The following is a 14,524-nucleotide window of genomic DNA, read 5'->3' on the forward strand; positions in this document are numbered from 1 at the left end:
ATTCTACGGTGCGTTTCGACTGCTCACATGACGGCGACGTTGCGGGCCGAAGAACCCGCGACGAGGCGATTTCCGTCCTGCGGCGCGGGCCTGTTATTGTCGTCGACGCGCGCCGTTAGCTCAGTTGGTAGAGCAGCTGACTCTTAATCAGCGGGTCCGGGGTTCGAAACCCTGACGGCGCACCACCGTGAAAGCCCCGCCTCGGCGGGGCTTTCTTGCTCCTCGGGCCGTTGCCCACTGCGCCGGCCCGCGCTGGTGGATGATGCGGGCATGCCCGCCGCAGGCCGCCTGGCCGTCGCAGCCTTCCTGCTGGTGACGGCCTGCGCACCCGCCCCCGCCCCCAACGACAATTCCGCCGCGCCGCAGCATCTTTCGGGCCAGGCGGCCGCGATCAGGCGCATCGTGGCCGACGCCGTGGCCACATCGCACCTCAACGCCGCGATCGTCCGCGTCACCATCGACGGGCGCGAGGTGCTGACCGAGGCGGTGGGCGAGTCCATGACCGGCGAGCCGGCGACCCCGGACATGCACTTCCGCAACGGAGCGGTGGCGATCTCGTACGTCTCGACGCTGCTGCTCCTGCTCGCCCGCGACGGCACCGTGGGGCTCGACGACCGATTGTCCCGGTGGTTGCCCGAAGTACCGCACGCCGATCGGGTGACGCTGCGTCAACTCGCCCACATGACGTCGGGCTACGTCGACTACGTGCTCGGGAACACCGCGATGAACGACGCGATGTACGCCGACCCGTTCCGCAACTGGACCACCGACGAACTGCTCGCCTTCGCAGTCGACAAGCCGCTGCTCTACGAGCCGGGCACCAATTGGAACTACGCGCACACGAACTACGTGCTGCTCGGCCTGGCACTGGAGAAGGCGACCGGCCGCCCGATGTCGGACCTGCTGGCCGAGCGAGTCCTGCAGCCGTTGGGCCTGACCGACACCGTCGCATCCGAGAGTGCGGCGATACCGTCACCCGTGCTGCATGCGTTCACCTCCGAGCGGCGCGCGGCGCTCGGGATACCGCCGAACCAACCGTTCTACGAGGAGTCCACGTTCTGGAATCCGTCCTGGACCATCACCCACGGCGCCATTCAGACGACGAACATCGACGACCTCGAGGCGACCGCCGCGGGCATCGGGTCGGGCCGGCTGCTCGACCCCGAGTCCTACCGGATGATGGTGTCCACCGACCTGCGCGGCCGCACGCGAAGTCAGCCGGGGTGCAGCACGTGCGCTCCGATGACCGAGGGCTACACCTACGGGCTCGGCATCGTCATCTCCGGCGACTGGCTGCTGCAGAACCCGATGTTCAGCGGTTATGCCGCGGTGGCGGCCTACCTGCCCGCCCGGAAAATCGCGATCGCCGTCGCCACCACCTTCGCTCCCGCGGCGTTCAGCGCCGACGGTGACTACACCAACGCGGCCGAGGCGCTGTTCCGGTCGATCGGAGCCGAGCTGGCGCCCGAGGACGCACCGCCCATACCGCCGCCGCGGTAGACCGGCCCTCCTCGAGAGACGCATGTCTCCTTAATGCAACCTTAAGTTGATCTTATTTTTCTTAAGAACGCGCTAGGCTGGGGCGCATCGTCGATGGCTACGGCCAGACAGGAGTGCGCCATGTCTGCGACATACGAACCGGTCGTCCTGGTCAGCGGAGGATCCGGGGGCCTCGGTCCGGCGGTCGCACGGCGGATGGGCGGCACCGGAGGACACGTCGTCATCGCCGGCGCCGACAACGACCAGACCGACGCGAGCATCGTGACGGAAACCGTGGCGGCGGACCACGGCCACCTCGACGCACTGGTGTTGGACGCGTCGGAGTGTCTGTCGCTACCGGGCGAGGATCCCGGCACGCTGCGCGCATTCCACGAAAAGCACCGCGCACTGGTCTCGCTGGCGATGCCCCTGATGTCCCCCGGCGCCCGCATCGTCTACGTCACCAGTCATCAGGCGCACTTCTTCCCCCACAAGGCGGTACCCAAGGGCTGCACCGCAGCGGTGGCGAGCATGCGCGCCGGCGAAACCGCCCTGTACGCGATGCGCTCACAGCTCGGACGCCACGGCATCCACCTCAGCGTGGTGTCCAGCGAGAGGACCGGGAGCGGCATCCATTCCGCGACGTCGGTGCACGAGCTCACCGGTGCGGTCGTCGCCGCGGTGACCACCCGCACCCCGCCGGGTCTCGTCTGCGTCGGCGGGACGCACTACCTCATGACGGCCTGACGGTCGCCGAGCTCACAGCGTCCGGGCCAGCCGGGCGGCGAGCAGGTCGGCGAACCGCGCGGGATCGTCGAGGGCGCCACCTTCAGCCAGAACCGCTGTGCCATAGAGCAACTCGGCCGCCTCGGCCACGTCCGGGTCCTGCGCCCGCTCACCGTGGGCCCGCCGCAATCCGGTGACAAGCGGATGGTCCGGGTTCAGCTCGAGGATCCGCTTGGTGGCCGGGACCTCCTGCCCGGACGCCCGATAGAGACGCGCGAGAGCCGGCGTGATGTCGAAGGCGTCGGTGATCAGGCAGGCCGGCGACTCGGTCAGCCGGGCCGACAGGCGGACGTCCTTGACGTGCTCGCCCAGCGTCTCCTTCAACCAGCTGATCAGATCGGCGAACTGCTTCTCCTGCTCTTCACGCTCGGCCTCGTGTGCCGACTTCTCCTCCTCGGACTCGAGGTCCACCTCGCCGCGCGCCACCGATTGCAGCGCCTTGCCGTCGAACTCGGGGACGTTCTGCACCCACACCTCGTCGACCGGGTCGGTCAGCAGGAGCACCTCGTACCCCTTGGCTTTGAACGCCTCGAGGTGCGGTGACCGCAGGATCTGCTCCCGGGTGTCGCCGGTGGCGTAGAAGATCTGGTCCTGGCCGTCCTTCATGCGCTCGACGTAGCCGGCGAGCGTGGTGGCCTCATCGTCGCTGCGCGTGGAGGCGAACGAGCACACGCGCAGCAGCGCGTCCCGGTTGTCGAAGTCCGACAGCAGGCCTTCCTTGACGACCCTGCCGAACTGCGTCCAGAAGGTGCGGTAGTCCTCGGGACGCTCGGACTGCAGATCCGCGATCGTCGAGAGCACCTTCTTGGTCAGTCGGCGACGGATCGCCTTGACCTGACGGTCCTGCTGCAGGATCTCGCGGGACACGTTGAGCGACATGTCCGACGCGTCGACGACCCCCTTGACGAAGCGCAGGTACTGCGGGAGCAGCTGGTCGCAGTCGCCCATGATGAACACGCGCCGGACGTAGAGCTGGATGCCGACGTGGGCGTCCTGGGTGAACAGATCGAACGGGGCGTGCGACGGGATGAACAGCAGGGCCTGGTATTCGAAGGTGCCCTCGGCCTTCATCGCGATGACCTCGAGCGGGTCGTCCCAGGCGTGGGCGATGTGCTTGTAGAACTCCGCGTACTCCTCTTCGGAGACCTCGTCTTTGGATCGCGCCCACAGCGCCTTCATCGAGTTGAGCGTCTCGGCTTCGACCGTCACGGTTTCTTCGCCGCCCTCGTCGTCCGCGGGGCTGCGTCGTTCGACGTCCATCCGGATGGGCCAGGCGATGAAGTCCGAGTACTTCTTCACGAGATTGCGCAGCGTCCACTCCGCCGTGTAATCGTGCAGTTCGTTCTCGGCGTCTTCGGGCTTGAGGTGCAACGTCACCGACGTCCCCTGCGGGGCATCGTCGACGGAGGCGATGGTGTACGTGCCGTCCCCGCTCGACTCCCACCTGGTGGCCTCGCTCTCGCCGGCCTTGCGGGTGAGCAGCTCGACCCGGTCGGCCACCATGAACACCGAGTAGAAGCCGATACCGAACTGACCGATCAACGCATCGGCGGCGCCGGCGGTCTCGGCCTCGCGCAACTGCTGACGGACGCGCGCGGTTCCCGACTTGGCGAGCGTGCCGATCAGATCAACGACCTCGTCCCGGGTCATGCCGATGCCGTTGTCGCGCACCGTGAGCGTGCGCGCCTCCTTGTCAGCGTCGATGACGATGTGCAGATCCGAGGTGTCGACGTCCAGGTCCTTGTTGCGGAAGGCCTCCAGCCGCAGCTTGTCCAGCGCGTCCGAGGCGTTCGAGATCAACTCCCGCAGAAAAGAATCCTTGTTCGAGTAGACCGAGTGGATCATCAGATCCAGCAATTGCCGTGCCTCGGCCTGGAATTCGAACTGCTCGACCGTCGCGTTCATGAGACTCCCTCCTCGCTCTCGTGCACGAATGTAGCGAGACGCCGCGGCGCCGGACCGGGGCGGGTCGGTTCAGACCTTCTTCGTCTCGCCGTAGTACGCCAGCACCGCGTCCGAGACGTCGGTCGAGCGGGTCAGCACCGCATACGAGCGGATGAACGACTCACCGACGCAGCCGTCGATCTTGATGCGGAAGCCGGCCACCATGACCCACGGGTCCGCGCCGACGAACTGCTTCTCGGTCACCTTGACCATGTTGATGATGCCCGGCTTGAGACCGATCGTGATGCCGCCGCCCAAGTTCCCGCCCACGCCCGGCAGGACGCCTTCGGGAAACGGTGAGATGACGTCGGTGCCCAGAATGCCGAGCGACGAGTTGATGCCGGCGGTGCCCGTCAGCGAGACACCGTTGGAGGTGCTCATGTCGATCCCGCACCCGATCTGGTAGCCGACCTCGAGGACGCCCCGAGGCGGTGCGTCCTCGTCGGGACCGGACATCGATCCGGTGAAGACGCCGCCGACCTCGTACTCGCGGGACGACACCGCCGTCGTCAGCGGCGCGATGATCTTCTGCGTCTCGTCCTTGGCGCCCACGGTGAGCGTCCAGCCGTCCGGGCTCTTGGTGGTCGCCGGGGGCGGCGACACGACGGCGCCCTCCGGAGGTGCGTCGACGGGCGCGGCGGTGGGATCGGCGGCGGCGGCCACAACCGGCTGCTCGGGTGTCACCGGTGCGACGTCGGGTTGGGCGGCGGCCGCCGGAGACCACAGCGCGCCGAGCAGCAACCAGCCGGCCGGCAGGGCGAGGAACGGGAGCCGCACAGAACACCTCTTCGGTCCAGCGATGGTTCGGACGTGACCTGAGAACCTACAGCGTCACGACGACGGACCTACCGGAAAGTGATGAGATGCCGGCTCATCGCCGCGGCGCACCCGGCCCCTGCTGCCCGAGCAAAGGATTGACCTGCGCGCCGGGCTGCCCGCCGGGCTGTCCGACGTGCTGCTGCTGATGCTGCTGGATGGCCTGCACGAGCGGGTTGTCCTTCATCAGGGCGCGGCGGTCGTCCTCGCTCAGCTCGTAGAACGTCCACATCGCCCAGGCGGCGGGCCGCACGTAGAGGGTGACCTTCTGCCGCTTGCGGTTGTTCTGCGGCAGCATCGCCGGGATCGGCACCACACGGTCGAGGGTGACGGCGCTGACGAGCTCCTGCGCGAGTTGATCGACGTCGGTCAGATCCTGCAGCTCGTACACCGAAGCCTGGTGACTCGGTTGGGACGGGCCCTGCAGGGCGAGAAACCACGCCATCGCGTGTCTCCTTTGCTCGTGGGTCAGCCGTCAGCGTAGAGGACACGCTCGACGATCTCGCGACCCTCTCTCCCGCCGTTCGCCGGTCCCGCTAATTGACGATCTTGAAAAATCTTCGCGTAAACGCACCTGAGCGGCGATGGATGTGCTAGAAGTCACCGCTCGGGCCACAATAGCTACGGGCGTCAGCCGAGACCCACGGTAACGGCATTCAACGCGCCCGTCGAAAAGATAGCGGTTGCGCTGGGCAAAGAGCAAAGTCGGTGCTACTGTTCCGTTAGCTGTTATGCACAGGCGCCGTCCGGAGCGACCTCCGCGGCACGAAACGAGGAAATTAGCTGATGTCAGGGCTGGCGGAACCGGTGTCGCCGGAGATCGCGACAGACGATTCAGCCGAGGACACCGCTGCACCTCGCCCGGTGCTGATCCACAGCTGCAACCGGCTCGGACGCGTCGCGAACCCGCCCGGTTTCTCCCTGTCCGACTGGTTGCGCTCGGCCCGTCGTCGCTGACTGCGTCAGCGGCGAGCGCGCCGCACGGTCACGACGAGCACCAGAACGCCGACCCCCGCCAACGTGATGGCCACCGGCGGTCGCTTGACGAAGCGCACCACGCCGGCCTTCAGATCGTCGGCGAGCCGCCGCGGGTTCGCCCGCGACGCCAACGAATCGACGGTCAAGGCCAGCTGATCGCGTGCCTCGTCGATCTCGGCCTTGATGGTGTCGGGATCACGATCCGCCACGTATGCCTCCGCCTGTTTGCGCCCGCCCTTGTCTTGCCGCACTACCCTAGTTCAGCGAGCGCGCACCGCAGCGCCCGGTCACAGATCAACAGGAGACCACGACCCATGCCGCAGACACCCCGGCTCGAGGCGGGCGACACAGCGCCTGCGTTCAGCCTTCCCGACGCCGACGGCAACACCGTCAAGCTCTCGGACTACAAAGGCCGCAAAGTCATCGTGTACTTCTACCCGGCAGCCTCCACCCCGGGCTGCACCAAGGAGGCGTGCGACTTCCGCGACAACCTCGCCGAACTCAACGACGCGGGCCTGGATGTCGTGGGCATCTCACCCGACAAGCCCGAGAAGCTCGCGAAGTTCCGCGACAAGGAGCAGCTCACCTTCCCGCTGCTGTCGGATCCAGACCGCAGTGTGCTGCAGGCGTGGGGTGCCTACGGGGAGAAGACGATGTACGGCAAGACCGTGCAGGGCGTGATCCGCTCCACCTTCGTCGTCGACGAGAAGGGCAAGATCGAGGTGGCGCAGTACAACATTCGCGCCACCGGCCACGTGGCGAAGCTACGGCGCGACCTTTCGGTCTGATCCGGGCTTCGGCGCTCCTGCTGGATAGGTTCCCGCGCGCACCTCGGCGGTGATCGACTCGATTCGGTCGACGGAGGCGGACCAGCCGCGGACCTTCTCGGTGGCCAGCCACTCCTCGTCGCGCTCGATCTCGATTTCCCATCGCTGCAGCCCGGACAGCTTCGCGGCGAACGACAACGGCAACATCACCACCATGAGCGGCACGGCGATCAGCGTGGCGATGAAGAGGACGTCTCTGTCGTTCCGGTCCATCAGGGAGAGCCCGCCGAGGGCGTTGTCCTTATCCAGCCTCGGCACCCACCGGCGGCGCACCGTCCACCACGCGCCGTCCGGTGACTGCACGTCGTCGGCCATGACCGCATCTTATGGGGGCTGGCGACCCGCAGGCAGGCCTTCTCAGACTGGCGCGACTACCCCACGCCCGCGCTCGGCTTCTCGACGTGGCGGACGACAACATCCGCGCCGCCGGACATATGACCAAGCCAAGGCCCGACCTTCCGGTCTGGGCCGCCGCCTCGGCAGCTCGGTCACAGATCAAAGCGCTGATTCATCCTGGGAACCGTGGCGGGCCAGCCGAACTGACGGTCCAGCCGGAGCCGCATGGTGTCCGCGGGCTGAGGTTCGCCGTGCACGACGAACACCCGGCGAGGTGCCGTGCCGATCTGCGATGCCCACCGGATGAGCTCGTCGGCGTCGGCGTGTGCGGAGAGCATCTTCATATTCGCGACCTGCGCGTTGACCGGGATCCACTCGCCGTGGATCCGGATGTATCGATCCCCGTCGGCGATCGCCCGGCCGCGAGTGCCCGGAACCTGGTAGCCGGTCAGCACGATCGTGTTGCGCGGATCCGGGGCAAACGCCTTGAGATGGTGCAGGATTCGGCCGCCGGTAGCCATACCGCTGGCTGACATGACGATCTTCGGCTCCCGGTCGGCGGAGATCTTCATCGACTCCCCAGCCTCCCGGGTATAAGTGGCCATGGCGCACATCGCCTCGTACACCTCAGGCGCCAACCGGTGATCGTTCTGGTAGGTGCGCAGCAGCTCGCTGGCGTTGATCGCCATCGGACTGTCCAGATACACCGGGATCTCCGGCAACCTCCCCGTCGAGCGCAGCTGCCACAGGTAGTACAGCAGCGTCTGGGCCCGACCCACCGCAAAAGCCGGAATCACCACGGTTCCCGAGCGGTCCACCGTCGAATCGATGATCTCGGCCAGGGTGTCGGCAGGGTCGCCCCGCGCGTGCTCGCGGTCACCGTACGTGGACTCCATCACCAGGTAATCAGCCGCGGGGACGGGCTCCGGTTGCAGCATCACCGGATCGTCGTAACGGCCCAGGTCGCCGGTGAAGACGATCCGGCGACCTTCCCACCACACGTCCACAGTCGCGGCCCCGAGGATGTGGCCTGCCCGCCGGAACGTCACCACCGGTCCGTCGTCCGGCAGGGTCACCTCTCGGCCGAACGGGTGCGTCTCGAACAACTCGAGGGTTCGCCGCACGTCCTCGCTGTCATAGAGCGGCAAGGCCGGATGATGTTTCGTCGCGTGATGCCTGTTGAGGAATTCGGCGTCACGCTCCTGCAGCCTGGCGCTGTCGCTCAGAATGATGTCGCTCACCGCCGCGGTCGCGGCGGTGGAGACGATGGGCCCGCGGAACCCCCCGCGTACGAGCCTGGGGAGGTAGCCCGTGTGATCGAGGTGAGCATGGGTGATGACGACCGCATCGATGGTCGCGGGGTCTACGGCCGGCGGAGCCCAGTTGAGCTCACGAAGGTTCTTCACCCCCTGGAACAGACCGCAGTCGACCAGGATGCGTCGACCGGCGCTTTCCAGCAGATGTCGAGAACCCGTCACCGTGCTGACACCGCCCAGGCTGCGCAGCGTGAGGTCGGTACGCGACTCTGGGCCGTCACCGGTGAACATGCGGTCAGTCTCGCCGACGCAGGCGGGGGTGCGGGTCAGCTTGGACGGATCGCCGGCGTCGGCGTCATCGCCGCCGGTCCGAGCCGAGCTTCTCGAGCAGCAGCGCCTCGGCGGTCGCCGCCCGCTCCAGCACACCCAGGTGCAGGCTCTCGTTGATGCTGTGCGCCTGGGTGTCCGGATCCTCCACACCGGTCACCAGGATCTTGGCGTCCGGGAACGCGCCGGCGAACGCGGCGATGAACGGGATGGAACCTCCGACACCGGTGTCGACGGCGTCCGCGCCCCACGCCTCCCGAAATGCCTCCCGCGCCGCGTCGTACACCGGTCCGCTGACGTCGATGGCGTACGGCTGGCCGACGTCGCCGGGCGTGACGGTGACGCGCGCACCCCACGGCGCGTGCTGTTTCAGATGACGGGTCAGTGCCGCCAGATGTTCCGCGGCGTCGCCGCCCGGGGCGACGCGCATGCTCACCTTCGCCCGCGCCGATGGGATGAGCGTGTTCGACGACGCGCCGATCGGGGTGGTGTCGATGCCGATCACGGTGATCGCGGGCTTGGCCCAAAGTCGTTGCGCCACTGACCCCGTACCGATCTCGCGCACCCCGTCGAGCAACCCGGTGTCGGCGCGCACCCGCTCGGGGGTGTATTCGACGTCGGCGGCGACGGACTCGTGCAGCCCCTTCACCGCGACGTTCCCGTCGTCGTCGTGGAGGCTGGCGAGCAGGCGCACCAGAACAGTGAGAGCGTCGGGCGCGACACCGCCCCACATGCCCGAGTGCAGTCCGTGATCGAGGGTCGCGACCTCGACCACGCAGTCGGCGAGCCCCCGCAGCGAGACGGTCAGCGACGGGGTGTCGGTACTCCAGTTGTCGGAGTCGGCGATCACGATCACGTCGGCGGCCAACGCGTCCTTGTGCGCGGCCAGCAGCCGCGACAGTGAGGGCGACCCCGACTCCTCCTCCCCCTCGACGAAGACGGTCACCCCGACCGGGGGTTCGCCGCCGTGGGCGCGGAAGGCCGCCAGATGCGTGGCGATGCCGGCCTTGTCGTCGGCGGTGCCCCGACCGTAGAGCCGGCCGTCGCGTTCGGTGGGTTCGAAGGGGGCGGACCGCCATGCGGTGGCGTCGCCTTCGGGCTGCACGTCGTGATGGGCGTACAACAGCACCGTCGGCGCCCCGGCGGGCGCGGGATGGCGGGCGATGACCGCGGGCGCCCCGCCCTCAGCGACGATCCGGACATCGCCGAAACCCGCGTCGGACAACAGCTTCGACACCGCCTCGGCACTGCGCTGCACCTCCGGGCGGCGCTGCGGATCGGCCCAGACGGACTCGATACGCACCAGGTCCTCGAGATCGGCCCGCACCGACGGCAGCACGTCGCGCACGCGCTGGACGAGATCACTCATAGCGACGAGGGTAGTGCCCCGCTACCGCTCCTCGAGGATCGCGACCGCCGCGGCGGTGTCGGCCTCGTGGGTCAGCGACAGATGGATCGTCACCTCTTTGAGGTGCTCGGCGACCGCACCCGAGAGCCGGACCCGGGGACGGCCCCACATGTCGGTGACCACCTCGATGTCCCGGTGGATCGCCTCGGGAAGCACCGGCCTCTTGGAGAACCGCGACCCCGACCACGCCTTGATCACGGCCTCCTTGGCCGCCCACCGCGCCGCGAGGTGGCGCGCCGCCGACGAACTCTTGTCGGCGGCGTCGCGCCGCTCCCCTGGCGTGAACGTCTCCGCGAACACCGTGCCCGGCCGGTCCACCTGCTCGGCGAACTCCGGGATGGAAACGAGGTCGATGCCTATCCCGACGATGCCCACGGCCAGCACGCTATCTCACGGGTCACCGCTGATACACGCCGTTCTCTCCGAGTCGCGACGTCGCGTCCAGCAGCATGGCCGCTTCCTGCGCCTTCTCCGGCTGGTCGTGGTCGAAACGCCGGTCGGCGGGCCGCTCGTAGAGAGGCCGTCCGCCCGCGATCGCCGAGGCCAGCCTGCGCTGACCGGCCAGCGTGCGCTCCTGGGCCTGGGCGGTGTAGGCCGCCCGCTGCTCGGGATTCAGCGTGGCCAGGAACGCCTGCGGATGCACCAGCGCGATCAGGCCCGAGACGTGACCGAACCCGAGGCTGGTCACGAGACCGGCCTTGAGCGGGTACTTCTCGCCCAGCCGCAGCGTCTCCCGCGGCCACACGAAGTGCGCCGAGGTCGCCAACTCGTCGTCGACACAGTCCAGGCTGCGGTTCGGCGGGATGACGCCGTCGCGCAGGACCTGGCACAGCCCGATCATCTGGAAGACCGCGGCACCGCCCTTGGCGTGACCGGTCAGGCTCTTCTGGCTGATCACGAACAGCGGCGCCCCGTCGGACCGGCCCAGCGAGGCCGCGAGCCGCTCGTGCAGCTCGGTCTCGTTGGGGTCGTTGGCCAGCGTCGAGGTGTCGTGCTTGGAGATCACCGCGATGTCGTCGGCACCCACGCCCAGCTTGGCGAGCGAGCGCGCCAGCACCGAGTCCCTGCCGCCGCGCCCGGCGCCCAGCGCGCCGAGACCGGGTGCCGGGATCGAGGTGTGCACGCCATCGGCGAACGACTGCGCGTACGCGACCACCGCGAGCACCGGCAGACCCATCTTCACCGCCAGATCACCGCGGGCCAGCAGGATCGTGCCGCCGCCCTCGGCCTCCAGGAAGCCCAGCCGGCGCCGGTCGTTGGCCCGGGAGATCTTCGAATCGCTGATGCCCTTGGCGCGCATCGTCTCAGTGTCGGCGGTGGCCGCCATGTCACCGAAGCCGATGATCGCCTCGAGCGTCAGGTCGTCGAAGCCGCCCGCCACGACCAGCTCGGCCTTGCCGAGGCGGATCTTGTCGACGCCTTCCTCGACCGAGACCGCCGCCGTCGCACAGGCACCCACCGGGTGCACCATCGCGCCGTAGCCGCCGACATAGGACTGCATGACGTGTGCCGCAACGACGTTGGGCAGCACCTCCTGCAGGATGTCGTTGGGCTTGCTGCGGCCCAGCAGGTTTCCGTGGTACATCGTCTGCATCGAGGTCATCCCGCCCATGCCGGTGCCCTGCGTGGAGGCCACCAGGCTCGGGTGCACCCACCGCATCAGCTCGGCCGGGGTGAAGCCCGACGACAGGAACGCGTCCACGGTCGCCACGATGTTCCACAGCGCCACCCGGTCGATCGAGGTCGCCATGTCGGGGCTGATGCCCCACACCGTCGGATCGAACCCGGTCGGGATCTGAGCGCCCACGGTCCGCGACAGCTTGGTCTTGCGCGGTACGCGAATCTCGGTGCCCGCCTTGCGAATCACCTCCCAGTCACCGCTGTCCGGGATCGGCCGGGCGACAGTGTGCTCCGGGTCGAACTGGACGAACGCCCGCGCGTCGGCCTCGCTGGAGACCACGAACCGGAAGTCCTTGTCCAGGAACACACTGACCAGCAGCGGCGAGGCGTGATCGGGGTCGATCGCACCGTCGTCGACGAACTCACGGATGCCGCAGCGCTCGACCACGGTGTCGTGGTAACGCTCGACCAGCTCGGACTCCTCGACGAGCTCACCGGATTCCGTGTCGTACCAACCCGGTTGGGGGTCGTCCTCCCACGTGATCAGTCCGGTAGTCCAGGCCAGCTCGAGCACGCCGGCCGCGGACAGCTCGTTGTCGACCTCCATCTCGAAGCGGGTGCGCGACGAGCCGTACGGGCCCAGTTCGGCACCGCCGACGATGACGATGAGATCGGCCGGGTCGACGTCGAGGTCGGCCCACTCCGGAGCCGGAGCCGCCGGGGCGGGACGCGGCGGGGACGGCAGGGCCGAAATCGTATGGCCGGCAGCCTCTTCCTCGGACTCCGACTCGGCAGGCGCCGCCGCGGCGTCGTCACGGGCCTTGGCGGCCAGCTCCGACAGGTCGAGATCGGCCTCGGCCAGTCCGCCGGTCAGGTCGGCCTGCACGGGCTCCCGGGCCGCCGCGACCTTCGTCTCGACGTCGCACAGGTCGAGCAGCATGCTCGCCATCTGCTCGGTCGAGTAGGTGGTCACCCCGGCTTCTTCGACCGCATCGACGATGACGTCGTTGTGGCCCATCAGCCCGGTGCCACGGGTCCACCCGATCAGCGCGTGCGCCAGGCTGACCCGCTGCGCCCACGAGGTCTCGGCCTTCCAGCGCGACACCACCGCGTCCAGCGCCGCCTTGGCCTCGCCGTAGGCACCGTCGCCGCCGAACATGCCCCGGTTGGGCGATCCCGGCAGCACCACGTGCAGTCGGGCCGCGATGTCCCGGTCCGCACCGATGTGGGACAGCCCGGCGATCAGCCGCTGCACGGCCCACAGCAGGACTTTCATCTCCATCTCCGAACGCGCACCGGCGTCGGAGAGGTCGCCGCCCACGCGAGGCGCGGCAAAGGGGAACAGCAAGGTCGGCGACAGCGCGTCCTTGATGTGGATCGATTTGGGCCCGAGGCTCTCGGTCTGCTCGGTGCCGACCCACTCGACCAGCGCGTCGATGTCGTTGTAGGAGGCCATGTTCGCCGGCAGCACCCACAGCTTGGCGCCGAAGCACGCGTTGTCCCGGTAGAGGTTGCGGTAGAAGCCGAGCCGCGAGTCGTCGAGCTTGGACGTCGTCGCGATGACGGTCGCACCGCCGGCGAGCAGCTGAGCCACCACCGACGCGGCGATCGAGCCCTTCGAGGCACCCGTGACGACCGCGACCTCGTCGCTGTAGCAGCCCTTGCCCGGATTCTCCGCTCCCGCGGCAGCGCGGGCGTACAGCGACGCGTGGATGGTGCGTCCCGCCGCGAGCGCCTTGCCCTGCCAGTACGTCGCCTGGGTGCCGACCACGTGGCCGGCGCCTTCGAAACGCTCTGCCAGGCGAGACCATTGCGCCTCGACCTCGTCGGGCTCCATCAGCCAGATCTTGACGAGATCCTCACGGGCACTGGCCCACCGGTCGTCGAGGAGCACCGCCTTGCGGGCGTCGAACGACGGCGCGACCAGACGCGGCCAGTCCGACCCCAGTTCGGCGGTGACCAGGTCGATGAGCTCCGCGTCCGCGGACGACTCCGGCGTGACGAACGGGTCGCCCAGGCCCAGCTGATCGAGGATCGTGCGCGCCGCCGATGCGAGCACACCGTCGGGACCGGTGACCTGCTCGGCGAACTCACCGAGCGCGGCCGAGTCGACGACACCGCCGCCGGCGCCCCCGGCCGAGGGCAGCGCCACCGACACACCGTGACGCGCCGCCACGGCCGCCACGGCGGCGTCGATCGTCTTGTCCACGCTGGCAGCGTCGGCCAGCGCACCGTCGTGCAGACCGCCCAGCGCCCCACCGCGGACACTGGACCCCTCACGGGTGCCCAGCGCCACCTCGACGGTGACGTGCTTGGCCCAGCCCTCGCCCAGCTCCCAGGTCTTGGTGACCCGCTCGGTGAGGTAGGCCGGTCGCTTGCCCGACGGCCCGAAGACCGTCCGCAACTGGTCGTTGATCGCATCGGCGAGCACCGGGCCGAACGGCTTGTACGTCCGGGCCAGCTTGGTGACCTGAGACTTCAGCCCGGCCAGATCCGCTTCTGCGGCACCGTCGATCGCGCCGAGGTTCAGCTCCGATCCGAGGTCGACGAGCATCTGGTTGCGCCGCGACGACGCACCGTCGGTGATCGACTCGATGGAGTCCAGCGGCTCGATCTGGTCGATGCGGATCTTGGCCGACAGCGCGATGAGCGCCATCGTGGCGTCCGATGCGTCGAAGGTCAGATCGTCGGGCCGGGGCCCGCCGCTGGGCGCGGCCGCCGGAGCGGGCGCGGCGGGCGCCGCCTCC

At 68.6% G+C, this 14,524-nt stretch carries 12 protein-coding genes and 1 tRNA gene; 4 read left to right on the forward strand and 9 right to left on the reverse strand.

Going from position 1 to position 14,524, the window contains the following annotated elements; translation table 11 throughout:
- The first annotated feature begins 109 nt into the window (after positions 1–109).
- The 3 genes from MCHUDSM44219_RS17535 (at position 110) to MCHUDSM44219_RS17545 (ending at position 2,226) form a co-directional block, all read left to right on the forward strand.
- Positions 110–185, forward strand: a tRNA-Lys gene (locus tag MCHUDSM44219_RS17535).
- Positions 186–270: 85 nt separating this feature from the next.
- Positions 271–1,500: a serine hydrolase domain-containing protein gene (locus MCHUDSM44219_RS17540; protein ID WP_048419535.1), complete on the forward strand. Its 1,230-nt coding sequence runs from the start codon at positions 271–273 to the stop codon at positions 1,498–1,500.
- Positions 1,501–1,620: 120 nt separating this feature from the next.
- A complete protein-coding gene (locus MCHUDSM44219_RS17545; RefSeq protein ID WP_048419536.1) occupies positions 1,621–2,226 on the forward strand; it encodes a Rossmann-fold NAD(P)-binding domain-containing protein in 606 nt (201 codons plus the stop codon).
- Between the two features lie 12 nt (positions 2,227–2,238).
- Here the strand turns inward: MCHUDSM44219_RS17545 and htpG are convergent, their stop codons facing one another.
- The 4 genes from htpG to MCHUDSM44219_RS17565 form a co-directional block, all read right to left on the reverse strand.
- Positions 2,239–4,170 (reverse strand): molecular chaperone HtpG, encoded by a 1,932-nt coding sequence (htpG, locus tag MCHUDSM44219_RS17550; protein ID WP_048419537.1) that lies wholly within the window; start codon positions 4,168–4,170, stop codon positions 2,239–2,241.
- A gap of 69 nt (positions 4,171–4,239) precedes the next feature.
- Entirely contained in the window at positions 4,240–4,950 is a 711-nt protein-coding gene (locus MCHUDSM44219_RS17555; protein WP_413783620.1) for an MspA family porin, read from the reverse strand.
- A 130-nt stretch (positions 4,951–5,080) separates the two neighbouring features.
- Entirely contained in the window at positions 5,081–5,470 is a 390-nt protein-coding gene (locus tag MCHUDSM44219_RS17560) for a hypothetical protein (protein ID WP_048419539.1), read from the reverse strand.
- A gap of 517 nt (positions 5,471–5,987) precedes the next feature.
- Complete coding sequence (locus MCHUDSM44219_RS17565; protein ID WP_048419554.1) at positions 5,988–6,212, reverse strand: DUF3618 domain-containing protein; 225 nt, start codon at positions 6,210–6,212, stop codon at positions 5,988–5,990.
- Positions 6,213–6,317: 105 nt separating this feature from the next.
- Between MCHUDSM44219_RS17565 and bcp the strand changes: the two genes are divergently transcribed.
- Positions 6,318–6,791, forward strand: a complete 474-nt coding sequence (gene bcp / locus MCHUDSM44219_RS17570; RefSeq protein ID WP_048419540.1) for a thioredoxin-dependent thiol peroxidase — start codon at positions 6,318–6,320, stop codon at positions 6,789–6,791.
- On the opposite strand, the gene MCHUDSM44219_RS17575 is transcribed toward bcp, so the two are convergent.
- The 5 genes from MCHUDSM44219_RS17575 to MCHUDSM44219_RS17595 all read right to left on the reverse strand — a co-directional run.
- A complete protein-coding gene (locus tag MCHUDSM44219_RS17575) occupies positions 6,768–7,145 on the reverse strand; it encodes a hypothetical protein (RefSeq protein WP_048419541.1) in 378 nt (125 codons plus the stop codon). The two genes, bcp and MCHUDSM44219_RS17575, sit on opposite strands and share 24 nt — an antisense overlap.
- Before the next feature lie 173 nt (positions 7,146–7,318).
- Positions 7,319–8,713: an MBL fold metallo-hydrolase RNA specificity domain-containing protein gene (locus tag MCHUDSM44219_RS17580; RefSeq protein ID WP_048419542.1), complete on the reverse strand. Its 1,395-nt coding sequence runs from the start codon at positions 8,711–8,713 to the stop codon at positions 7,319–7,321.
- Between the two features lie 64 nt (positions 8,714–8,777).
- The gene (locus MCHUDSM44219_RS17585; RefSeq protein WP_048419543.1) at positions 8,778–10,118 is read right to left on the reverse strand and encodes a dipeptidase; all 1,341 of its coding nucleotides are present in this window, start codon (positions 10,116–10,118) and stop codon (positions 8,778–8,780) included.
- Between the two features lie 21 nt (positions 10,119–10,139).
- Complete coding sequence (acpS, locus tag MCHUDSM44219_RS17590; protein WP_063840659.1) at positions 10,140–10,532, reverse strand: holo-ACP synthase AcpS; 393 nt, start codon at positions 10,530–10,532, stop codon at positions 10,140–10,142.
- Positions 10,533–10,554: 22 nt separating this feature from the next.
- On the reverse strand, positions 10,555–14,524 hold a 3,970-nt coding region (locus tag MCHUDSM44219_RS17595; protein ID WP_048419545.1), incomplete at its 5' end, for a beta-ketoacyl synthase N-terminal-like domain-containing protein.

The sequence above is a fragment of the Mycolicibacterium chubuense genome, from assembly GCF_001044255.1.
GTDB classification, from domain to species: domain Bacteria; phylum Actinomycetota; class Actinomycetes; order Mycobacteriales; family Mycobacteriaceae; genus Mycobacterium; species Mycobacterium chubuense.